At 60.1% G+C, this 22492-nt stretch carries 21 protein-coding genes and 1 pseudogene; 11 read left to right on the top strand and 11 right to left on the bottom strand.

The window, feature by feature from the left end; all coding sequences use genetic code 11:
• Window positions 1-45: 45 nt before the first annotated feature.
• The 8 genes from ACCC96_RS12280 to ACCC96_RS12245 form a co-directional block, all read right to left on the bottom strand.
• Window positions 46-2178 (bottom strand): TonB-dependent receptor, encoded by a 2133-nt coding sequence (locus tag ACCC96_RS12280; RefSeq protein ID WP_413695944.1) that lies wholly within the window; start codon window positions 2176-2178, stop codon window positions 46-48.
• Between the two features lie 421 nt (window positions 2179-2599).
• Window positions 2600-3559, bottom strand: a complete 960-nt coding sequence (locus tag ACCC96_RS12275; RefSeq protein WP_413695943.1) for a D-isomer specific 2-hydroxyacid dehydrogenase family protein — start codon at window positions 3557-3559, stop codon at window positions 2600-2602.
• On the bottom strand, window positions 3556-4743 hold the full coding sequence (locus ACCC96_RS12270; RefSeq protein WP_413695942.1) for an acyl-CoA dehydrogenase family protein: 1188 nt from the start codon (window positions 4741-4743) through the stop codon (window positions 3556-3558). The genes ACCC96_RS12275 and ACCC96_RS12270 overlap by 4 nt, the downstream gene beginning before the upstream one ends.
• A gap of 215 nt (window positions 4744-4958) precedes the next feature.
• Complete coding sequence (locus tag ACCC96_RS12265; protein ID WP_413695941.1) at window positions 4959-5966, bottom strand: ABC transporter substrate-binding protein; 1008 nt, start codon at window positions 5964-5966, stop codon at window positions 4959-4961.
• A gap of 13 nt (window positions 5967-5979) precedes the next feature.
• Window positions 5980-7350: an LLM class flavin-dependent oxidoreductase gene (locus ACCC96_RS12260; protein ID WP_019649113.1), complete on the bottom strand. Its 1371-nt coding sequence runs from the start codon at window positions 7348-7350 to the stop codon at window positions 5980-5982.
• Window positions 7351-7378: 28 nt separating this feature from the next.
• The gene (locus ACCC96_RS12255) at window positions 7379-8347 is read right to left on the bottom strand and encodes an ABC transporter substrate-binding protein (protein WP_413695940.1); all 969 of its coding nucleotides are present in this window, start codon (window positions 8345-8347) and stop codon (window positions 7379-7381) included.
• Window positions 8348-8466: 119 nt separating this feature from the next.
• Window positions 8467-10050 carry a rhodanese-related sulfurtransferase gene (locus ACCC96_RS12250; RefSeq protein WP_413695939.1) on the bottom strand — a complete coding sequence of 528 codons (1584 nt, stop codon included), beginning with the start codon at window positions 10048-10050 and terminating at the stop codon, window positions 8467-8469.
• Window positions 10047-10655 (bottom strand): cysteine dioxygenase, encoded by a 609-nt coding sequence (locus ACCC96_RS12245; RefSeq protein WP_019578557.1) that lies wholly within the window; start codon window positions 10653-10655, stop codon window positions 10047-10049. Before ACCC96_RS12245 ends, ACCC96_RS12250 begins: the two co-directional genes overlap by 4 nt.
• Window positions 10656-10875: 220 nt before the next feature.
• Between ACCC96_RS12245 and ACCC96_RS12240 the strand changes: the two genes are divergently transcribed.
• Both ACCC96_RS12240 and ACCC96_RS12235 read left to right on the top strand, forming a co-directional pair.
• A complete protein-coding gene (locus ACCC96_RS12240) occupies window positions 10876-11781 on the top strand; it encodes a LysR family transcriptional regulator (RefSeq protein WP_019578558.1) in 906 nt (301 codons plus the stop codon).
• 345 nt (window positions 11782-12126) lie between these two features.
• Window positions 12127-12921 (top strand): class II aldolase/adducin family protein, encoded by a 795-nt coding sequence (locus tag ACCC96_RS12235; protein ID WP_019649109.1) that lies wholly within the window; start codon window positions 12127-12129, stop codon window positions 12919-12921.
• Between the two features lie 73 nt (window positions 12922-12994).
• On the opposite strand, the gene ACCC96_RS12230 is transcribed toward ACCC96_RS12235, so the two are convergent.
• The gene (locus ACCC96_RS12230; protein ID WP_413695938.1) at window positions 12995-14083 is read right to left on the bottom strand and encodes an LLM class flavin-dependent oxidoreductase; all 1089 of its coding nucleotides are present in this window, start codon (window positions 14081-14083) and stop codon (window positions 12995-12997) included.
• 382 nt (window positions 14084-14465) lie between these two features.
• Here ACCC96_RS12230 and ACCC96_RS12225 point away from each other — a divergent pair, with 382 nt between their 5' ends.
• From ACCC96_RS12225 to ACCC96_RS12200, 6 genes are all read left to right on the top strand, one after another.
• Window positions 14466-15350: an ABC transporter permease gene (locus ACCC96_RS12225; RefSeq protein ID WP_413695937.1), complete on the top strand. Its 885-nt coding sequence runs from the start codon at window positions 14466-14468 to the stop codon at window positions 15348-15350.
• A gap of 1 nt (window position 15351) precedes the next feature.
• Window positions 15352-16164, top strand: a complete 813-nt coding sequence (locus ACCC96_RS12220; RefSeq protein ID WP_019578562.1) for an ABC transporter ATP-binding protein — start codon at window positions 15352-15354, stop codon at window positions 16162-16164.
• Window positions 16165-16189: 25 nt separating this feature from the next.
• Window positions 16190-17215 (top strand): ABC transporter substrate-binding protein, encoded by a 1026-nt coding sequence (locus tag ACCC96_RS12215; RefSeq protein ID WP_413695936.1) that lies wholly within the window; start codon window positions 16190-16192, stop codon window positions 17213-17215.
• 36 nt (window positions 17216-17251) lie between these two features.
• Window positions 17252-18064 carry an energy transducer TonB gene (locus tag ACCC96_RS12210; protein ID WP_413695935.1) on the top strand — a complete coding sequence of 271 codons (813 nt, stop codon included), beginning with the start codon at window positions 17252-17254 and terminating at the stop codon, window positions 18062-18064.
• 85 nt (window positions 18065-18149) lie between these two features.
• A complete protein-coding gene (locus tag ACCC96_RS12205) occupies window positions 18150-18875 on the top strand; it encodes a MotA/TolQ/ExbB proton channel family protein (protein WP_019649103.1) in 726 nt (241 codons plus the stop codon).
• 1 nt (window position 18876) lies between these two features.
• Window positions 18877-19278 (top strand): ExbD/TolR family protein, encoded by a 402-nt coding sequence (locus ACCC96_RS12200; protein ID WP_413695934.1) that lies wholly within the window; start codon window positions 18877-18879, stop codon window positions 19276-19278.
• A 146-nt stretch (window positions 19279-19424) separates the two neighbouring features.
• Here the strand turns inward: ACCC96_RS12200 and ACCC96_RS12195 are convergent, their stop codons facing one another.
• Both ACCC96_RS12195 and ACCC96_RS12190 read right to left on the bottom strand, forming a co-directional pair.
• On the bottom strand, window positions 19425-20498 hold the full coding sequence (locus ACCC96_RS12195; protein ID WP_413696007.1) for a methyl-accepting chemotaxis protein: 1074 nt from the start codon (window positions 20496-20498) through the stop codon (window positions 19425-19427).
• A 219-nt stretch (window positions 20499-20717) separates the two neighbouring features.
• Window positions 20718-20990: pseudogene (locus ACCC96_RS12190) on the bottom strand (PAS domain-containing protein); the annotation flags it as partial.
• Between the two features lie 295 nt (window positions 20991-21285).
• Between ACCC96_RS12190 and moaC the strand changes: the two are divergent.
• The 3 genes from moaC to moaE are packed head-to-tail and all read left to right on the top strand — an operon-like array spanning window position 21286 to window position 22452.
• On the top strand, window positions 21286-21759 hold the full coding sequence (moaC, locus tag ACCC96_RS12185) for a cyclic pyranopterin monophosphate synthase MoaC (protein WP_026286545.1): 474 nt from the start codon (window positions 21286-21288) through the stop codon (window positions 21757-21759).
• Entirely contained in the window at window positions 21756-22001 is a 246-nt protein-coding gene (locus tag ACCC96_RS12180; protein WP_028940903.1) for a MoaD/ThiS family protein, read from the top strand. Before moaC ends, ACCC96_RS12180 begins: the two co-directional genes overlap by 4 nt.
• A gap of 4 nt (window positions 22002-22005) precedes the next feature.
• Window positions 22006-22452, top strand: coding sequence for a molybdopterin synthase catalytic subunit MoaE (gene moaE, locus ACCC96_RS12175; protein ID WP_253422365.1), 447 nt, complete (start codon window positions 22006-22008; stop codon window positions 22450-22452).
• Window positions 22453-22492 lie beyond the last annotated feature (40 nt).

The raw sequence follows: 22492 nt of genomic DNA, 5'->3' as shown, positions 1-22492 counted from the left end.
CTCCTTGCGTTCAGGCGGTAAGGAATCCGGTGTTCGCGCTAGGGGTTAAAGGTCGTAGCGCACGGACAACAAGAGGGTTCGTGGGTCGTTGATGGAGTAGAAGCGGGCACCGCTGGAGGGCACGTAGCCGACCGATTGCGGGTAGGCGCGGTCGAGCAGGTTTTTCACCGCCAGCGTGGTGGTCCAGTGACCGTCGCCGGAGATGTAGCGGGTGTTGGCGTTCCAGAAGGTCTGCTGGGGGATTTCCTGGACGTCGTCGTTGAGCGCGTTGGCGTAGGACTTGGTCTGGAACTGGGCATCGGTGCCGGCCAGCCAGGTGCCGGGCAATCCGGCCGGGATGGTGTAGTTGAGGCCGACGCTGGCGTTCCAGCGCGGCGAGAACACCAACTGTTTGCCGTTGGCATCGACACCGGCACCGCTGGCATTTTCGAAGTCGTCGTACTGGCTTTCCAGGTAGCCGAGGTTGGCGGTCAGTTGCAGATCGTTGGTCAGTGCCGTCAGGGTTTCCAGCTCGACACCGTAGGTGTGTGCCTGGCCAACGTTGGTCCGCAGGCTGACACCCAGCGCCGGGTCGTAGGCATTGGTTTGCAGGTCTTTGTAGTCGTTGTAGAACAGCGCGACGTTGGCCCGCAGGCGCTGGTCGAAAAAGTCGCCCTTGAAGCCGGTTTCCCAGGTGGTCACGTCTTCCGGCGAGAACGCTTGCTCAGCCGCGGCCCGGGTTGGCGCACGGTTGTCGTAGCCCCCGGCCTTGAACCCTTTGGCGACGTAGGCGTATTGATTGAGGTGCGGCGTCCAGGCGTATTCGAAGCCGAGTTTCGGGCTGGTGGACTGCCACGACTTGCTTGATTCTGCGGTGAAGTTGGTCCCGGTGATCTGCCGGTTGGTATTGATGGCGTAGTTGGTGTACTCGAAGTTTTTGTGCTCGCGGGTAAAGCGCAGGCCAGCGATCAGCGACAGCTGCGGCGTGATTTTGTAACTGCCCTGGCCGTACAACGCGTAGCTTTCAGTGTTGGTCGTGCTGTATTGGCCCTGGCCGATGACCCGGTTGCGTGCAACGGAATAGGTAAGGTTGTCGCGGTCCGCTTCGAACTTTTCGCGGTACAGGTACAGGCCGGTGCTGAAGCTGAATTTGTCGTAGTCGCCGTTGAGCTGGAATTCCTGGGTGGCGTAGTCCTGCCTGTAGGTGATCAGGTTTTGTTGGATCAGCGCCGCTTGGCCCGAGTTGTCGTAGTCCACCGGCTGGTTGAACGCCGAATAAGCGGTCACTGATTTGAAGTTCAGGTGGTCGTCAATGACGTAGATAGCGCGCAGCACCGAGCTGCCTTGGTCGAGACGGTTCTTCGGGTCGAGGCTGCTGTAGCTCTTGAATTTGTCGAAGTGGCCGTTGGCATCAAACGGCGTGTAGCTAGTGGTGTCGCCACGGTCGAAGGTGCCGGCCAGGGTCAGTTGCACATCCCATGGCGAATCAATGGGGTTGAAGCGTAGCTTGCCGCGGTAGGACTGGATGTCGACGTTGTTCACATCCTCGCCACGGGTCGGGTTGGAGACGGTGCCGTCACGGGTCAGGCGAATCGCCGAAAAACTGCCGAACAGCGCGTTGTCCACCAGCGGGCCGCTGATCAGGAACCGACCGTTCTGTGCGTTGTAGTTGCCGGCGCCGAGTTCGAAGAAACCCCTGGTTTCCTGGGTCGGATCGCGGGTGATCACACGGATCGCACCGGCGCTGCTGTTGCGCCCGTAGAGCGTGCCCTGCGGGCCACGCAACACTTCCACACGCTCGACGTCGTTGAAGTCGAGCATCGAGGAAATCGCCCGTGGGATGTACAGGTCATCGGCGTACACCGCGACGGCTGCCTCCTGGATCGGGTCGGTTTCGCCGATACCGCGTATCCCGTAGGTCTGGGCGCTGTAGGAGATCGACTGGCGGCTGAGGGTCAGGTTTGGCACTTGCCCGGAGAGGTCGCGGATGCTTTTGATCTGCTTGTCTTCAAGGGCTTTTTCGTCGAACGCGGAAATCGCCAGCGGGGTCTTTTGCAAGTCCTCGGTATGGTGTTCGGCGGTCACGGTGACCACGGGCAGGGCTCCCTCCCTGCCGGCTTCTTCGGCCTGGGCCGACAGCCCGAAAATCGCCAGCGACACGGCCAGCGGCAAACGGTTTGTACTGAAAATGTTGTGCATGGTGAGCCCCGGGTGTGTGAGTGCTGCGTTGGCGTCGTTATGTTTTTTTTCGGCAAAGCGTTGCCCGGGCCATGGGCCGCAGGCCTTGGCGGTGGGGCGGCTTGAGCCGGTTTTCAGGTTTGGGTGTGGCGATTGACCGTGGGGTGGTGTCGGCCGGAAAAACGTACAGTTCCGTGGGCCTCCACCTGGTCAGGGGTCGGTGATGGTTGTAACAGTATTTGTATAGATAGGCGCTGTAAAAGTCCGATTAGTTATAAGTTAATTATAAAAAATAGGCATTAAGTGTTGTATTGAAATGCGTAAAACTGATGTTTATGTGGGGTAGTTAAAACGCATTCGCGGGCAAGCCACGCTCCTACAGGGGAATGCATTCCAACTGTAGGAGCGTGGCTTGCCCGCGATGACGGTAGATCGACTGGACTCAATACCCGCGTTGTACGTTCGCCTGATTTTCCAACGCCAAACCATTGAGATAACGCTCAAGATTGGCCAGGAAACTGTCAGCAATATCATGCCGACTGTTGGTGGAAATCGCCGAGGTATGGGGTGACAAGCGCACCCGTGGATGGATGTACAACGGATGTCCGTCCGGCAGTGGCTCAGGCTCGGTGACATCCAGCGAAGCCAGGCCGATCGTTCCGCTGTCCAGTGCTTCAAGCAACGCCCCGTGATCCAGCAGGCCACCACGGGCGATGTTGATCAGGTGCAGGCCGGGTTTGGCACTGGCGAGCACGGCGCGGTCGACGATATGCCGGGTCGCCTCGGTCAACGGCGCGGCCAGCACCAGATGGTCGGAGCGGGCGAACAGTTCATGGATGTCACGCACCGCCTGCACGCCTTCGACCTCGAACGGCGTCTGACTCTGTCGCAACGCCAGCACCTGGATGCCCAAGGCATGGGCCTTGCTCGCCAGGCTGCGGCCGATGGCGCCGAAGCCGAGAATCCCCAGCGTGCTGCCCTTGAGCGGGGTCAGCGCGCTGAAGTTCCATTGCGAGTCGTGCACCCAAATCTCCGGCAGACGCTTGGCGGCGGCGAAGATCGTGGCCAGGGCGAATTCGGCGATGTTCTCGGCGGCACTGCCCCGCGACGTGCTCACCGGCGGGCCGTTGAACAGCCATTGCGGGTAGAAGTCGATGCCCGAAGACACCACCTGAATCCACCGCAAGCCATACGGCCAACCCGGTGGCGGCGTGTCCGGTGCCAGATAGCCGCGCACATTGATCGGCCGCGCCAGCAAGATGCTGACCTCCGCCGGCAGGTCGCTGGGCACTCCGATCGGCACGCTGATGACCTTGGCCCCCAGGTGTGTTTGCTCAAGGCGCTGGCGGATCACTTCGTTGAAGTCTTCATCCAGTTGGCTGGCGATAACGAGCTGGCTCATGGGCGCTCCTTTGGTTGGCGCTGGGCGAAGACCGCTTTACCGACGCCTTGTAGAACGGCGTCATTTTGAGGGGTGTGAACACGGCTGCACAGCACGTCGCGGTAATGCCGTTGCAGCGGATTGTGGCGTGACAGACCGGGATTGCCGGATGCCTCGATGGCCAGCTCGACGGCGCGGATGGCGTTGCCGGTCACCAGGTATTTCAGCTGCGCCGCATTGCTGGCCGGTGTGTGACCGTTTGCGGCGGCGTCGAGCAGGCTGCGGTTGGCGAACAGCAGGGTGTCGATGTGCCCGACGGTTTCCTGAAAGCGCGGCAGGGTCGAGAGCGCTGCGCCGAGGTTGGACGGCTTGCGTGTTTCCAGCCAGCCCACCAGCCAGTCGCGAGCTGCCTGGGCGACCCCGTCATAGACCGATGCCAGCAACACCGACATCCACAGGAAGCCATCGGCATCGAGCTCGGGTTGCGGGGCGCTCCAAGGGCTGACGCTAACCGCGTGGTCCAGCGGCACCAGCACATTGTCGAACACCACTTCATGGCTGCAGGTGGCGCGCATGCCCAAGTGGTCCCAGTCTTCGATGATGCTGATGCCGGGGGTGTCCTTGTGCACCAGCCAGGTGCCGACCAGTGGGTCTTCATCGTTGCTGCGTGCCCAGACACTGAACCAGGTCAGGCCATGGCTGCCGGTGGAATAAATCTTTCTGCCGCTGATCCGCCAACCGGCAGCGGTGCGCCGGGCGATGGTCGCAGGCAGGCCACCACGCGCTGGAGTGCCGAGATCGGGCTCGACCCGCAGGGCGTTGATCAACGCGCCTTGTTGGACCGCGTCTCGCGCCACTTGCAGGCGCAGCGCTTCGGGCCAGGTTTTACTGTCCTGCAAGCGTGCGTGCTGGATGTACTGCATCACCAGGATCAGCGCCGTCGAGGGCTCACCTTTGGCAATTGCGCTGATTGCGTTGCGTGCCTGGGCCAGATTCGCGCCGCCACCGCCGAGGGGTTTGGGGACGGTCAGGGCGACCAGCCCGTGCTCATGCAGCAGCTTGAAATTGTCATGGGGGAAGGCGCTGCTCTCGTCATAAACGTGGGCAGTGGCACCGAGTTGTTGGCCGATGCTTTCCAGCAATGCTTCGAAGTTGGCCGCTTCCACCGATCGCAGTGGCGGAGCGTGTTGAGAAGAAAGACTCATAGGAATTCACTCAATCAAAAGGTGAGAGCCGAAAGTGGTTCCACCACAATCAACTGTGGCGAGGGAGCTTGCTCCCGCTGGGTCGCGAAGCGGCCCCAAAACCATCCACCGCAGTGTTTCAGGCACACCCCGGTCACCGGTTTTGCGACTGCTTCGCAGCCGAGCGGGAGCAAGCTCCCTCGCCACAGGAATGTGGTGTTTGGCGATTTGATTCATCACGGCAGCAGCTTGAAGTTTTTGTCCCACAACGGACTCACATCGAGCCGTTCGCTCAGCACGCCCGCATCGAAGAACAGGTCGGCGACTTCCTGTTGTGAGGCGATGGCCTGGTCGTTTACTTCGATGATTTTGTAGGGTTGGCTACGGCTGTTGTGCATGTCGAGAAACACCGCTTTGTCGACGCCCAGCAGTTGCGCCGATTTGGTTGCCCAGGGTTCGGGGTTGTTGTTGATCCATTCCAGCGTGCGCGCCTGTCGTTGCAGGTAATCCTGGATCGCCTGCTTGCGCAGCGGGTCTTCCAGCGCGGCGGGCCGGGCGGCGATCAAGTAGTTGCCGGACAGGTAACCCAGGGCGGTTTTCAAAACGCGGGCGCCGCTGCGGAATTTCGCCAACTGGATGAACACGCCGTAGATCACCCAGGCATCGAGCTGGCCACTTTGAAACGCGGTGAAACCGTCCTGCGGAGTGAGCGCCACCGCCGTGATGTCGTTCAGGGTCAGGCCCTGTTCCTTCAACGCCTTGATCAGAAAATAGTGCGAGGTGGTGGAGCGCACATAGCCGACCCGCTTGCCGCGCAACTGGCCGACCGACTCGACCTTCGAGTCCTTGGGAATCAGGAACACCTGATTGTTCACGTCGCCTTGCAGCACTGCGATCAATCGCGGCTGGCGATGGCTCTGGATCGAGAAAATCGGTGGGATCTCACTCATATTGCCGAGGTCCAGGCTGCCCGAGGCCAGCGCTTCGACGATCAGGTTGCCGCCCGCGAACTCCGAATATTCGACTTTATAAGGCGTCGTGGCGGTGCCGGCGTCTTCGACGAAGTACGAGTCCTGGCCCCGGTAGGTGGCGACCCCCAGGGTCAGGTCCGAAAGGTTGGTGCTTTGGGCGAACACGCGTGAGGCGAGTCCCAGCGACGACAACCCCAACGCGCCGAGGGCGATGGAGCTGGCCGTCAGGAAGCCGCGCCGATTGAACTGTCCGTGTGTGATCGGTTTGGTCATGGTCAGGCCCTCGTCAGATGGCCGCCAGCAGCGGGTTGAAGGATCCGCTCACTGCCGCGCGTTTTTCTTCAGCCTGCGCGTAACGGTTGACGGGCACTTGCAGGCCAAGGTTGTCGCGCAGGGTGTTGCCGCTGTATTCACTGCGAAACAGCCCGCGCTTTTGCAGCACCGGCACCACGAGTTCAGTGAAATACTGCAGGCCGTCCGGCAACACCGAATTGATGATGAAGCCGTCGGCGGCGTCTTCCTCGAACCACTTCTGAATGGCATCGGCGACCTGTTCGGGTGTGCCGACAAAATCGCGCCGTGGCCGGGAGAAGCGCAGGGCCACTTCGCGCAAGGTCAGGCCTTCGTCTTTGGCCAGTTGCTTGATCCGGTCCGAGCCGCCTCTCTGGCTGTTGGAGCCCAGGTCGCCCAGTTCGGGGAACGGTGCGTCCAACGGGTATTGGCTGAAGTCATGGTCATTGAACGGTCGGCCGAGCGCGACAATGGCATCTTCGATGCTCACCAGCTCCACTGCCTGTTGATAGCGGCTTTCAACTTCCGCTTCATCGCGGCCAACAATCGGACGGATGCCGGGCAGGATCGACAGCTCTTGTGCGTCGCGGCCGAAGCCGTTGGCGCGTTTTTTCAGGTCCTGGTAGTAGGCGCGCGCTTCGTCGAAGCCCTCGGGGCTGACGAAAATCGCATCGGAGTTTTCGGCTGCGAAGTTACGGCCGTCTTCAGAAGTGCCGGCCTGGAAAATTACCGGCTGACCTTGCTGCGAACGGGCGATGTTGAGCGGGCCTTTGACCGAGAAGAATTCACCCTTGTGTTCCAGGGCGTGCAACTTGCCGGGGGTGAAAAACTCACCGCTTTGTTTGTTGTAGGCGAAGGCGTCGTCCTCCCAGGAGTCCCACAAACCCTTGACCACCGCCACGTGCTCCTTGGCGATACGGTAGCGCACGGCGTGGGGCGGGTGCTCGGCCTTGCCGAAGTTGTCGGCGGTGCCGCTGAGCCACGACGTCACCACGTTCCACCCCGCGCGACCGCCGCTGATATGGTCCAAGGATGCAAACTGCCGGGCGACCTGGAACGGTTCGGTGTAGCTGACGGTGACGGTCGCCACCAAGCCGATGTGCCGGGTGGTCGCGGCCAGGGCCGAGAGGATGGTCAGCGGTTCGAAGCGGTTGAGGTAATGCGGGCTGGACTTCTCGTGGATGTGCAGGCTGTCGGCGATGAACACGAAGTCGAACTTCGCCGCTTCGGCCAATTGCGTTTGCTGTTTATAGAAGCCGAAATTCACACTGGCGTTGGCCAGAGCCAGTGGGTGGCGCCATTCGCCCCAGCCATGGCCGACGCCATGGACCATTGCACCGAGTTTCAGTTGACGTTGTTTGCTCATGGTTTCTACTCCTGAATCCGTCGCATCGTTAGCGCGATGCCTGGTTAAGTTGCGCACGCGGGGCGTTGAAGCTTTTATCGAAGCCTTGGGAGACATCGATGTGTTTGGTGAGAATGCCTTCCTGCTGATAGATATCCGCGGTGGTTTGCAGACCGCTGATGACCTGGTCGTCAATCGCTACCGGCGCTAAGTGTGTGGCTTTGGCCACCGCCAGGTGCACCGCCAGCGGCAAGCCAGTGACTTGCGCCTGGGCGGCGGCAAACTCTTCGGGATGGGCGTTGGTCCAGCGGTAGGCACGATCGATGCGGGCAACGAAGTCGTCGAGTTGCTGGCGCTTGTCGGTGATGGCCTGGCGGGTGGCGGCCAGGTACAAGTGATTGGTCAGCAAGGTGTCGCCGCTGACCAGCACCTTGGCCTGGCTCTGCGTGGTGGCAATGGTGGTGTAAGGGTCCCAGGTCGACCAGGCGTCGGCGCTGCCGTTATCCAGCAGAATGCGCGATTCGCTGGGCAGCAGGTAAATGAACTGCACATCCTGGGTGCTCAGGCCGACATCGCGCAAAGCCTTGATCGCCAGGAAGTGACCGATGGAGCCGCGGGTAGTGACGATCCGCTTGCCCTTGAGGTCGCGGGCGTCGTTCAGCGGCGAGTCCTTGGGCGCGAGAATGGCCGTGGTGTAGCGGCCCTCGGCATGCACGATGCTGACGACTTTGAGCGGCGCGCCGGCCCCGAGGGCAAACACGTAGGGCGCATCGCCCAGACCGCCGATGTCCACCGCACCGGCATTCAGCGCCTCGCCCAACGGCGCGGCGGCGGGAAACTCGGAGAACTGGATTTCGTAGGGCACATTCTTCAGCTCGCCGGACACCTCCAGCAGTACCTTGAGCGTGGATTTCTGATTGGCCACCCGCAGCGGTTGCAGGTCGGCGGCTTGCGCCGTGGTGCCGAGGCTGAGGGCGACGGCCAGTAGTAGCGATTTGAAGGGCAGGGTGATGCGCATAACGGCATGCTCCAGGCGGGTCTTGCTGTTTCAGGGCACCTCCGCCTGGAGAAAGGGGTCGGTCCGAATTTAATGTCAGGTGGCTGATGTGCCCGCAAAAGGCACACGAGCCGGGGTGTTCAGATCACGAAAAAGCCATGGGTACCGTCGCGGGCCAACTGGTCCACCAGCCCGAATTCCCAATCCAGATAAGCCTGCATCGCTTCACGCGGGTTATCGGTGCCCTCGTAAGGGCGGCGATAGCGGTCGATGCGCGGCGAAGCCAAGTGAGTTTCGCCGTGCTCCAGCGGCAGTTGCGCGGCGATCCAGCTGGCAGTGCCGTCGCGCAGCAGAAACACCGATTTTCCGGTCAACGTTTCGACCTCGGCGACCGCCAGCCGCGCCAACTGGCTGCTGCCGCAGGTCAGTACATACCGCTGCGCCGGCGGTACCTTGGCCAGGGCTTCACGCAATTGCCCGCGCAATGCCCACCACGCGCCGGGGATATGGCGTTTCACGTAGTTGGCGCTGCTGGTGAAATCCAGCACCACGCTGTCACCCTCGGCCAGCCATTGAGACAGGGTTTCAGCGCTGATTTCCTCTACCTGCGGCGGCGTGGGAACCGGCGCCTTCCACGCACCTTTTTCACTGAAGTGCGCAGGCTGCAAGTCATCCAGCACATGCACCTCCCAACCCAATTGTGCGAGCCATGAGGCCGACATGTTGGCGCGCACGCCATCATCGTCGACCAGCACCAGGCGCGCGCCGCGCACACTGGCGAAGTGGTCGGTTTCCTGCACCAGTTGGCCGCCGGGCGTGGAGCGGGAAGCGGGCAGGTGACCAGCCTCGAATTCTTCCGGGGTGCGTACGTCGAACAGGTAAGTGCTGCGGCTCGGTTCCTGTTGCCAGCGTTGCAGGTCGGCCAGGGTGGCACGGCCCACCAGCGCTTTGTCGGCGACGCGACGGGCATCGCGGGCGGCGATGTGTCGATTCTCTTCGCTGGTCGGCGCGAATCGGCGCGATTGGCCGTGTTCCAGGGCTTGACCGGCGAGGGTCCAGCCGATGGTGCCGTTGCGCAAGGCTGAAACCGGGTTGGCGATGCCGGAGTTGACCAGCGACTGCGTGCCGATAATGCTGCGGGTGCGTCCGGCGCAGTTGACGATGATGCGGGTCGCCGGATCCGGCGCCAGCTCCCGGGCACGCAGCACCAACTCCGCTCCCGGTACGCTGATGCCGGTGGGAATGCTCATGGTCTGGTACTCATCGAAGCGCCGGGCGTCGAGCACCACCACATCGGCCTCGCTGTCGAGCAATGCCTGGACCTCTTCCGCCGCCAAGGAAGGCGTATGACGCTGGCTCTCAACCAGTTCACCAAAGGCTTTGCTCGGCACATTGACGTCGATGAACAACTCGCCGCCATTGATGCGCCAACCTTCCAGGCCTCCCTTGAGCAGCCTGACATTGACATAGCCCAGGTCCTGCAAGCGCTGCACGGCGATGCTCGCCAGGCCTTCGCCGTTGTCATAGACCGTCACCGGTGTATCGCGCCGGGGTATCCGTGAGTACACCTCAAGCTCAAGTTTGGACAGCGGAATGTTGGCAGCAAACAGTGGGTGCGCTTCGGCGAAGGGGGCTTCTTCGCGTACATCCACTAACGCCAGTTCTTCACGGTTCAGCAGCGCCTGGCGGATCTCGGCGTAGGAGCGGGTGAGTGCAGTGCTCATAAGGCTTGGCTCTCTTTGGACACATCCCAGATATTGGGGAGGACGGTGTTGGAATAACCGGAGATGAACAGTTTCTCGCTGCCATCGGGCTGGTACACCGCGCGGCGCACGGCGCCGATGTTGGCGCCATAGACATGGATGCTGATGGAGACCTGATCGTTGTAGGCGTTGCTGACTTGATGAATGTCGCCGATCCGGGGCGATACGGCTTCGACCTGGCCGGGGAGCAGATGAACCCGGTTGCCCTCGGCCACCAGTGTGCCGTCGGCGTGGCGTTCGAACCCCTGCGAATACTCCGCGCCGCGCAACATACCGATCAGCCCCCACACACGATGGTCATGGATCGGTGTGCTTTGCCCCGGCCCCCAGACAAAACTGACGACACTGAAACGCTGCCGTGAGTCGGCATGCAGCAGGTATTGCTGATAGCGCTCCGGGTCTGGTCGGGCAAAGTCTTCGGGCAACCAGTCGTCATGGCTAACCAGTTGAGCGAGCAGTTTGCCACCACGGTGCAGTAAATCGCCTTCGCGGGGGTTACTGTCGATCAGTTCCGCCAGGGCACCTATGAATGCTCTGAGTCTCTCTGGATGTCGGGCTTGGGTCATGGCGATTCCATCGTCCGTGTTGAAAAGTGATGTCATGATTTAAGCATAATGATTTTTCTTAATATGCTATTTTTTAATGATTAGGTTATAGCTGAAAGGAATTTAGAACCCTTGTGCATAGCGTTAGACGTTATCGATAGGCGCGCCGGGCTATCCAGATATCACCAATAGAACTATGCTTTTCAGACATCTTATTGACTGTTCTCTATGTGCGGGCCAAATGAAAATTGATGATATCGACGCCTTTGTCGAAGTGATCCGTTGCCAGTCCATCAGCCATGCCGCCGAGTCGCTGCAACTGACTCAACCCGCCATCACACGGCGTGTGCAGAACTTTGAGCAGGCGTTGGGCGTGGAGTTGTTCGACCGCAACACCAAGCCGCTCAAGCCCACGCTGATCGGCACGCGGGTGTACGAGCAGTGCCGTTTGATCCTGCGGGAAATGGATGCCTTGCGCGAACTGGTCGCCACCGACGCGCCGCCCACCGGGCTGTTGCGCCTGGGCGTTCCGCAAACCATCGGCGATGTGGTGCTGCTCGATGCACTCAAGCACCTGCGAATCGAATACCCCGAATTGCGCGCCCAGGTGGCCACGGGGTGGGGCAGTCAATTGGTCGGCAAAATCGAGCGCGGTGAACTGGACGCGGCGGCTGCGCTGTTCCCGGCCGGGAAGATTTTCCCCGACAACATTGTCGGTGAGTCGATCGGCAAGATGGAACTGGTGGTGGTGTGCGCCCAGGCGCAATTGCCCAAGCGTCCGTGCAAACTCGCCGACGTTTACCAGAGCGGCTGGATTCTCAACCCTGATGGTTGCGGCTTCCGCGCCGGGCTGCAACGAACCCTGTCGGACCAGGGCCTGGCCCTGCGGGTGAACCTGGAAACGTTCGGTACCGAGTTGCAGCTGGGCCTGGTCGCCGATGGCCTGGGCCTTGGGCTGGTGCCGCGTCCATTGCTGGAGCGCAGTGCCCACCGCGAGCAATTGGCGGTGATGCCGCTCAAGGACTTCAAGCCGCTGATGGACCTGTGGCTGATCTATCCGCATTTTCTCGGCAACCTGCAAGGGCCGGTCGACGCCTTTGGCAAACTGGTTGCCGGGTCGCTGCAGAAGATCAAGAGTGCGGCCTGAGGGGCGTAATGCTGTTTACTAAAGCCGTAATGTGATCTGTAGCAGCTGGCGAAGCCTGCGTTCGGCTGCGCAGCAGTCGTGAATTCGGCTAGTGCGGTCTGCCTGACACACCGCAATCACTGGTTTGACGACTGCTTCGCAGTCGAACGCAGCCTCGCAGGCTCGACAGCTGCTACAAAGAATGCGTCGCGGCTGAAATTGCTGAAGTGAACGGCATTAGCGTGAGAGGGGAGATTTATAATAAAAAAAAATAATAATTAGCTTAGATTAAAATGTGATTTTTATTATTTTTTGCCTTCCCCTAGGCTTGCTGGAGATCCTTACGGCCATCCAGGAAGTTTTGCCATGAGCAGCGTCAGTCCGTTATCCAGTGTCTCGAAAAATGTTCGCCAGCGCGTCAGCCCCGAAGAGTGGGAAGTTCGTGTGAAACTGGCCGCGGCCTATCGGCTGGCGGCCTTGTTCAAGTGGACCGATCATATCTACACGCACTTTTCCGCACGGGTGCCGGGCCCCGACGAGCATTTCCTGATCAACGCCTTCGGCTTGTTGTTCGATGAAATCACCGCCTCCAACCTGGTCAAGGTCGACATCGATGGCACCCTCGTCGACGACCCGACCGGGCTCGGTATCAACTACGCCGGTTATGTGATCCACAGCGCCATTCACGGTGCGCGTCCAGACCTGCAAGCGGTCCTGCATACCCACACCCGCGACGGCATCGCCGTGTCCGCCCAGCGCGATGGCCTGCTGCCGATCTCTCAGCATTCCATTGGTTTTTCCGGGCGGGTGGCTTATCACGGTTATGAAGGCATTGCGCTGGACCTGGACGAGCGCGAGCGGCTGGTGGCGGATCTGGGTGACAAGAGCGTGTTGATCCTGCGCAATCATGGGTTGTTGACGGCGGGCATCAGTGTCGAGCATGCGTTCCAGCAACTGCACGTACTGGAGCGCGCCTGCACTATTCAGGTCGCGGCACAGGCGGGCGGCAATGCCGAACTGATCTTCCCGCCGGCCGAAGTGGTGGCCAAGGTCGAGAAACAGGCCGAGGTATTTAAAAGTGGTGACGGGCCGGGTGTTGCCCGGCACTGGAATGCGCTGATTCGGCAGTTGGAGCGCAGCGATACGGCTTATAAAGAGTGATACGAATCCACTTCAAAAGAGAGGGGCCTACCGCAAGGTAAGCCCCTTTTTTGATTCGCAGAATGGCTGGTGGTCACGCCACTTTTTCCGCCGCTTGCCGTTCACGTTCGGCCACCAATTGGCGGGTCAGCGGGATCAGCCGCTTGCCGTAATCGATGGCATCGTCGAGCGGGTCGAAGCCGCGAATCAGGAAGGTGGTGATGCCCAGGTCGTAATAGTCGAGCAGGGCTTCGGCCACTTGTTCCGCAGTGCCGACCAGCGACGTCGAGTTACCTTGCGCGCCGAGCAGGCCAGCGATGCCAGTCCACAAGCGCTTGTCCAGCCGCGAGCCCTGGGCCGCTGCCGCCAGCAGGCGCTTGGAGCCTTCGTTCGGTGGTTCGCGGCGGACAAAACCGTTCTGCTCGGCGAGGGCAGTTGCCTGTTGCAGGATGCGTTCGGCACGCTCCCAGGCTTGCGCTTCGGTGTCCGCCAGAATCGGTCGCAGCGACAGGCTGAAGCGAATGCTGCGCCCGTGTTTGGCCGCTTCGGCACGCACCTGGTTCACCACTTCGCGCACCTGTTCGTAGGTTTCACCCCACAGCGCATAAACATCCGCATGCTTGCCCGCCACCGCGATGGCCGCCGCCGATGAGCCGCCGAAGTACAGCGGAATATGCGGCTGTTGCGGCGACTTCACCGCCGAATGCGCGCCCTCGACCTGGTAGTACGTGCCCTGATAATCGAAAGGCTTTTCGCTGGTCCACTCCTGGCGCAACACATCTAGGTATTCATCGGTGCGCGCATAGCGTTCGTCCTTGCCGATGTAACTGCCGTCGGCCCGCAGTTCGCGGTCGTCGCCGCCGGTGATGATGTGCACCGCGGTGCGTCCGCCATTGAACACGTCAAGGGTGTTGAACTGCCGCGCGGCCAGGGTCGGCGCGGCGAAACCTGGCCGATGGGCGATCAGGAATTTCAGATTCTTGGTCACGCTGGCGGCATGCGAGGCAATCAGCGTGCTGTCCGGGCTGTTGGAGTGGAAGGCCACCAAGGCGCGGTCGAAACCGGCCTCGTCGTGAGCGCGGGCGACTTTCTCCACGTACTCCGGTTGCAGGGTAGGGCCGCTGCGAGGGTGGATCTCTGAAGAATGATGACCGCCGATGTAACCGATGAATTCAATACTCATGATGAGTTCCTTGTCGTTGAACGGGCGTGATTAAAGCCTCCACCGGGCAAGGGGTCGGTCTGTGGTGTGGAAAGTAGGCGCAGCGGGGCAGGGCTGTGAAATGCCGTTTTGTTCTAAGTTAATTATTAAATTAATTGATTACTTTTTGTTTGATGTATCAGAGATACGCATTTTGTGTTGAGTCGGTGGCAGACCCTGCAAAGGACCCGGGCTGAGCCGGTTTACTATGCAAATAATTTATCTGGCTGATCGGCTATCTGATTTTTAATCATATTAGGTTATTCCCAAAAAGAATTTCACTGAGGTTTTTTATACGAATAGCATGAATCCGAAGCAGACGCATGGCGCCTCCAGCCATGTTCTTTATGAGGAAGGAAGCCTGATGACTGAAAAGACTTTCGATACGCCGAGCGCCAGTAGCTCGTTTTCCGTCAATAAGGCCGCTCGCCTCACGGGTGATAGCCGGGGGGCTTCAAGGTTGCTCCCCGACGGGTTGCGCAACTGGCGAACACCTGAGGCATTACTGCGATTGATCAGCCCGATTGCGCTGCTGCTGTTGTGGGAACTGGCGTCGCAGTGGGGACTGATTCCGCAACGGGTGATCGCCGCGCCGTCGCAGATTGGCGGCACGCTCTGGGCCATGATCACTTCCGGGGAGCTGGGCAAACATCTGCTGGTATCCCTGCAGCGGGCGCTCGTGGGACTGAGCATCGGCGTGAGCATCGGTGTCGTCGCGGCGCTGATTACCGGCCTGTCGAAGCGCGGCGAAGTGATCCTCGATTCGCCGATGCAGATGCTGCGCACCATCCCTTCGCTGGCGCTGGTGCCGCTGTTCATTCTCTGGTTCGGTATCGGCGAGTTCACCAAGATTGCCCTGATCGTGACCGGCACCACCTTTCCGGTGTACCTGAACCTGTTCGCCGGCATTCGCAACATCGATCCCAAACTGATCGAGGCTGCCAACACTCTGGGCCTGAATCGTCGCGAGTTGATCTGGCATGTGATTCTGCCGGGCTCGTTGCCCTCATTCTTCGTCGGCCTGCGTTACTCCCTGGGAATTTCCTGGCTGGCCCTGGTGTTTGTCGAGCAAATCAACACCACCGCCGGCATTGGCTATCTGGCCAGTGATGCGCGGGATTTCATGCGCACCGATGTGATCGTGATCTGCCTGCTGATTTACAGCGTCCTCGGCCTGTTGATCGACGGACTGATTCGTACGCTGGAGCGTTTTGCCCTGGCCTGGCGCCCATCCTTTGTGAGGAACTGATATGTCGAGCATCGATCTTTTGGACGCGTCTAAAACCGCACATTCAGCAGCACCCGTACAGCTGCGCAATGTGGTGCGCCAGTTTGGTCAACAGCGGGTCATCGACGGCCTGGACCTGGACATCGCACCCGGTGAATTCGTCGCGCTGCTGGGGGCCAGCGGTTCGGGTAAGACCACTTTATTGCGCAGCCTGGCCGGACTCGACAGCATCGACAGCGGCCAACTGCGGGTGCCCAAGGCGCGGGCGGCGGTGTTTCAGGAACCTCGGCTGATGCCCTGGAAGCGCGCCTGGAAGAACGTGATTCTCGGCCTGCACATCCCCGATGCCAAGGCGCGTGCGGTGCAGGCGCTGACCGAAGTGGGCCTGGCCCATCGCCTGGAAGCCTACCCGGCGACGCTCTCTGGTGGCGAAGCGCAGCGAGTGGCGCTGGCCCGCGGTCTGGTGCGCGAGCCCAAGCTGTTGCTGCTTGATGAACCGTTCGCCGCACTCGATGCCCTGACCCGGATTCGCATGCATCGGCTGATCATCGAGCTATGGCGCAAACACACGCCGGCCGTGCTGCTGGTGACCCACGACGTGGATGAAGCGATCCTGCTGGCCGATCGGGTCATCGTGCTGGCCAACGGCAAGATCGCCGAGCAATTGACCATAGACCTGCCGCGGGCCCGGGATACTGGTCAGGAAGGCTTTCAGCAAATCCGCGCGCGTTTGTTGAGCCTGTTGGGGGTTGAAGCGAACGAGCCAGCGATTCAAGCGGCCGGCGCTGTACCAGCAGTGTCGACTGGCAACGTCCGGCGTTTTGCTCATGGCTGATTTTTTGATAAAGGAATTTTTTGCCATGCCAGGACGCATCTGGAAAACCACGGCTGTGCTGTTGTCTGGCGCCGCGCTGTTGCTCGGCGGTTGCGGTGAGACCGTCGAGACAAAGTCCTCATCGGCGGCCCAGTCAGATTTGTCCGGCGTGACGCTGGTGTTGGGCGATCAAGCCAAGGGCTTGCGCACGGTGGTCGAGGCAGCGAATGCGCTGGACGGTATTGACTACAAGGTGCAATGGGCGAACTTCCAGGGTGCTGCGCCGTTGTTCGAAGCGCTGCGCGCCGGCGCTGTCGATCTGGGGCCGGCCGGTGATACCCCGGTGCTCGCGGCGGCGACTGGCGGCACGCCGTTGCGGATTGTCGCGGTACGGCGCAGTCAATCGAGAGGGATCGCGATTCTGGTTCCACCGGATTCAACGATTCGCAGCGTTGCGGATTTGAAAGGTCGCAACGTGGTGGTGTCGTCGGCCCGAGGTAGCATTTCCCAGTACCTGCTGATTCGCGCGCTGGCCAATGCCGGGGTCGATGAGAAAGACGTCAACGTCGGCTTCGTCTTGCCGACCGACGCCTTGCCGGCGTTCAACGCCGGGAAAATCGAAGCCTGGGCTACGTTCGGGGTGTATCAGGCATTCGCCGAGCAGAAGGGCGCTCGGGTGCTGATCAGTGGCGAAGGCATCAACACCGGGCTGACGTTTATCACCGCCTCCGATGAAGTGCTGACCGACCCGCTCAAACGCAAGGCACTGAGTGATGTATTGCGGCGCTTCGCCAAGGCGTTCGAATGGGCGCAGCGTAATCCCGACGAGTACGCTCGGGTCTTCGCCAAGGTCAACGACATTCCCCTTGAAGTCTCGCAGACGCTGCGCAGCTGGGGCGATGAGTCGCTGTTGCCGGTTGAACCGCGGGATGTGCAGGCCTTGCAGCAAGTCGATGACTTGTTCGTGGAAAAGAAGATCTTTCCCCATCGTGTTGATGTGGAAAAACTCACCGATACGGCGGTGTTTTCCGCTGCGCCACTGACAGTCACGCAATCGGAACCGTCGCGGTAGTCCGGGTTCTACCTGAAGATTTACAGGAGTCTATCAATGGGCAATGTCCAGAATGCCGCCAGAGCCCTAGAGGTGTTCCGGCACCCACTACCCGGCGGTGAACTGCTCGATCTTGGCCGGGTCTTCCGGGAACCCTTGGCGCTGTCGCGGCAGCTCAGCACGCCCAGGCACGTGTTGAGTCGCCGCGAAGCGGTCTTGCTGGGGGTGTTCGCGTTGGTGTTGCATGGCGCGGTGATTGTCTGGGTCAACCAGACCCCGCCGCCGCAACTGCCGGTGGTGCCGCCTGAGATTCCGCCGATGACCATCGAGTTTTCGCAGGCAGCACCTCCGGTGGTACAACCGCCTCCGCCCGAGCCGATTCCACAGCCAGCGGTCGAGCCGCCACCGCCGGTGGAGGACGAATTGGCCGTGAAGCCACCGCCTCCTAAACCGATTCCAAAACCGAAACCTGTGGTTAAGCCAGTGCCCAAACCCGTGGCCAAACCGGTCGAGCAGCCGCCTGCGCCACCTGCGCCGCCACAACCGGTCGCCGCACTAGCGCCACCCGTACCGCCGCCACCGAAACCGGTGACCCCGGCGTCGGCCAGCGCTGGTTACTTGAAGAACCCAGCACCGGAATACCCGTCGCTGGCGATGCGTCGCGGCTGGGAAGGCACGGTGTTGTTGCGTGTGCACGTCCTGGCCAGTGGCAAGCCCGGTGAAATCCAGATCCAGAAAAGCAGCGGCCGCGACCAACTCGATGACGCGGCACTGGCGGCGGTCAAGCGCTGGAGTTTCGTCCCGGCCAAGCAGGGTGATGTCGCCCAGGATGGCTGGGTCAGCGTGCCCATCGATTTCAAAATCAAGTAACGCAACCTGTCGACGTATACCGCGGGCCACCTGACAAAAGGCGCATCGCTACAACCGATTTAATGCCTTGTTGGAGAGCCTGACCATGAACCTGATCGCATCCCCTTTCGAATCCATCGAACACACTGTCATCTGGCTGTTGATCCTCTTTTCCGTCGCCACCTGGGGCCTGGCTTTGCTCAAGGGCGTGCAGTTCACCCGTCTCAAGACCCAGGATCGCAAATTCCATAAACACTTCTGGGCCGCTTCCAGTCTCGATTCCGCCGCTGAATTGGCCCATGGCCAACCGGGCGCTGCGGCTCGCGTGGCACTGGCCGGTTATGCCGCGATCCAGGTGCCAGAGGGCGCACAAGCCGCCGACTTGAGCCAGGCGATCAACCATCAGGACCGTCTCGAGCGTGCCCTGCGCCAACAGATCGTGCGCGAACGGCGTTCGCTTGAAAGCGGCCTGGCGATCCTCGCCAGTATTGGCAGCACCTCGCCCTTCATCGGCCTGTTCGGCACGGTATGGGGCATCATGTCGGCCTTGAAAGGCATCAGTGCGGCAGGCTCGGCGAGCCTGGAAACCGTGGCTGGGCCGATCGGCGCAGCACTGGTTGCGACGGGCGTAGGTATCGCTGTCGCGGTGCCGGCGGTGCTGGTCTACAACTACTTCCTGCGTCGCCTGAAACTGACCGTCGCCGACCTCGATGACTTCGCCCACGACTTCTACAGCCTGGCGCAGAAAAACGCGTTCCGCGTTCTGCTGCACCCGGTGCTGAGCAAGTCCGGCGCGACCGTAGCCGGACAGCAAGTCAAGGAGGCCTCCTGAAATGGCCTTCTCCACACAAGAGAGCGATGAAGTGCTCAGCGAGATCAACGTTACGCCACTGGTGGACGTGATGCTGGTGCTGCTGGTGGTATTTATCGTCACCGCGCCACTGCTGACCAACGCGATCCCGATCAACCTGCCGAAGACCGAATCGGTGGCGCCGGTGGAACAGAAAGACCCGTTGGTGGTGAGCATCGATGACAAAGGCAAGGTGTTCATCAACAAGGACGAGATCCAGGCGGATCTGCTCGAGTTCAACCTACAAGCGGCCAAAGCGAAAAATCCCGACGTGCGCGTGCAACTGCAGGCGGACAACGGCGTGAATTATGGCGAGGTCGCCCGGGCCATGGCGTCTATCGAGCGAGCGGGGATTACCAAGCTGTCGGTGATTACGGCGAAATAGGTTTCGGGTTTATTGCATTGTGGCAGGGGAACGGACTATGAAGGCCGCCCCCATGCCGATTGTGGCGCAAAACACTTGAGGTCGGTGCTCTCCCGTATTTTCGCCGGTCAACTGCGAGCTTCTTCGGTCAGCTCAAACACCTCTAGTCATCGATTAAAGCGCTCGACCAATGAATACTGAGTATTAGCCGTCCGGGTCAATTCCTTGCTTAACTCTGCCGAATGATGGGCCTGCTCTGATGTCTGATCTGCCAGGTGCGCGATGGTGGTGATGTTACGGCTGATTTCCTCTGCAACGGCGGTTTGCTCTTCAGTGGCTGCTGCAATCTGGGTTGTCATATCAGTGATGTTGGCGACCGCTTCACTGATACCTACCAACGCTTTGTCTGCCTCAAGCACCCACACCACACCTTCTTCGGCCTGACGGCGACCACTTTCCATCGTCTGCACGGCGTTATCGGAAGACATCTGGAGCTTGGTTATCAGGCCATGGATCTGCGTCGTGGATTCAGAGGTGCGCTGCGCCAACTGACGCACCTCGTCCGCCACCACGGCGAAGCCTCGACCCATATCACCAGCGCGCGCAGCTTCGATCGCGGCATTCAAGGCCAGTAGGTTGGTTTGATCGGCAATGCCTTTGATGACATCGACCACGGTTCCGATTTCATTGCTGTCCTTGGCCAACTGCGCGACCGTCTGCCCGGTTTCGCCAACCACTGCGGACAGTCGCTGGATCGCTTCGCGGGTATCTCGGGCCACATCGCGTCCGCGTCCGGTCAGCAAGTTAGCTTCTTGGGAGGCGTCAGCGGTGCGTTGGACATGGCTGGCGACTTCTTGTGTGGTCGCCGCCATCTGATTGACCGCTGCGGACACTTGTTCGGTTTCGACACGCTGGCGATCAAGACCCCGTGAGCTGTCGGCGGCCAATACGTCGGACCTCCCGGCTAGTCCGCTGAGTTGCTCCGCGGTGTCCTGCAGACGTGTAAGACAGGTCTTCAGGCGCGCGGCCTGGCTCACAAAGGCGGTTTCAAGGCGTGCCTGAGGGCCACACTCGTCGCTGTACATTTTCGCGATCAGTTGATCGGAGGTGGAGGGTTCAGCCATCTGTAGCAAGCGCAATGTCCCCTGCTTTTGCCAGCGCGTGACGATCAGTCCGAGCGGTGCAGAGACAACTGCGGTAATGGCAATGGCCACGAAGGTGTTGAGTAAGACACCACTCAAAGCCCCCGCCAAGCCCATAACCAGAAATGGCAGCCAGCCAAGCAGGGCCGGTTGCCACTTGTCACGCGCGGGGATGGCCGCCTTGCCCTGACTGATGCGCTTGTAGAGGGCTTCGGCGCGGTGAACTTGTTCGGCAGTGGGTTTGACCCTGACCGATTCATAGCCAACCACTTGGCTGCCTTCGAAAATCGGTGTGACGTAGGCATTGACCCAGTAATGGTCACCGTTTCTGGAGCGGTTTTTGACAATGCCCATCCACGGGTTGCCTTGCTTAAGAGCGCCCCACATATGGGCGAATACGGCAGGAGGCACATCGGGATGGCGGACGATATTTTGCGGTGCGCCAATCAGGTCGGCTCTGTCGAAGCCACTGATTTCTACGAAGGCGTCATTGCAGTAAGTGATGACTCCTCGAGCATCTGTTGTCGAGATGAGTTTCTGTTGAGGTGCAAGCGCGACCTCACGTTGCGTAACGGGTTGGTTGTTCCTCATTCCTGCAGCTCCCTGGGTCCGGTGAAAAAGCCATCGGCAGACGTCAGAAAAATGTGAGTAATTTTTTTTAAAATATGTTTAACAACAATTAGTTACATCAATTTTGCTCATTGGAAATCGGGTCCAGATTAGATTTTTTTCAGGTCCGTCCTCGACATCCTGGTTTACGCAAGGTTGTAGGAATGGCCTTGTCTGGATTACTTGATTGACGTCAACCGCCTGTGTCGGCCTGCGCTGTATTCTGCGCTGAAACCGACTGTTGGTAGCGCAAGGCTTATTGCTCATGACTGAATTGATACTGACTCACCTCGACTCACTGGGACGCGTGCGAATGGTCGATGTTACGGATAAATGCGTAACGTCCCGAGAAGCCGTGGCTGAGGCATGGGTTCATATGCTTGCCGAGACCCGACAACTGATTGCCAGTGGTGCTCACCCTAAAGGCGATGTATTTGCGGTAGCGCGGATCGCCGGCATTCAGGCGGCCAAACGCACGAGTGAGTTGATTCCGCTCTGTCATCCGCTGCTTCTGAGCAGTGTTAACGTTGAGTTGAGTTTTGAAGGTGACCAACGCGTACGCATTGTTTCTCGGTGCAAGCTGTCCGGACAGACCGGCGTCGAGATGGAGGCACTGACCGCCGCCAGTGTGGCGGCCTTGACCCTGTATGACATGTGCAAGGCCGTGGACCGGGGCATGAGTATCGAATCGGTGCGGCTGTTGGAGAAACAGGGTGGTAAGAGTGGCTGGTATCAGGCGCCGCAACAATGAAGCTGAATGTTTTGTATTTCTCGCGGTACCGCGAAACGCTTGGCCTTGACGATGAAACGATTGAAGGTGATTTCACTTCTGTCGATCAGTTGCGTCAGCACCTGATACGTCGTTCTGGCGTCTGGCAGGTGCTGGCCGAACAGAACCTCATGTGTGCCCGCAATCAGGACATGTGCGGGCTCGATGAGCCGTTGATAGACGGTGATGAAGTGGGTTTTTTCCCCACCGTAACGGGAGGGTGATTCGATGATTCGAGTGCAGACAGAGCGCTTCGACCCCGGCACCGAAATCAATGCCCTGCAGGCTTTGAGCCTGAATGTCGGTGCCGTGGTGAGTTTTGTCGGGTATGTACGTGACACCAACGTCGGACAAGAAGTCGCCGGGATGTTTCTTGAGCATTACCCCGGTATGACCGAAAAGGTCCTGGGCAAGATCGCCGACGAAGCCCGGCAGCGCTGGCCGTTGCTCGGACTGGTGCTGATCCATCGAATCGGCGCGCTGCAACCGGGAGAACCCATTGTCTTTGTCGGCATCAGCAGCAGTCATCGTCAAGCGGCTTTTGATGCCTGTGCGTTTGTAATGGATTACCTGAAAACCCGCGCGCCATTCTGGAAGAAAGAACAGGTGGCCGAGAGTTCCCATTGGGTCGAGGCTCGCAACAGTGATCGCGAGGCGGCGCAACGATGGGAGTGACGTTTCCCTCGCGGTGAGTGGAGCGTGTTCAGCTGTATTG

This window comes from Pseudomonas sp. Pseusp11, from assembly GCF_047304405.1.
Lineage (GTDB): Bacteria > Pseudomonadota > Gammaproteobacteria > Pseudomonadales > Pseudomonadaceae > Aquipseudomonas.
The sequence above is the reverse complement of the archived record's forward strand: the minus strand, read 5'-3'. Positions and strand labels throughout refer to the sequence as shown.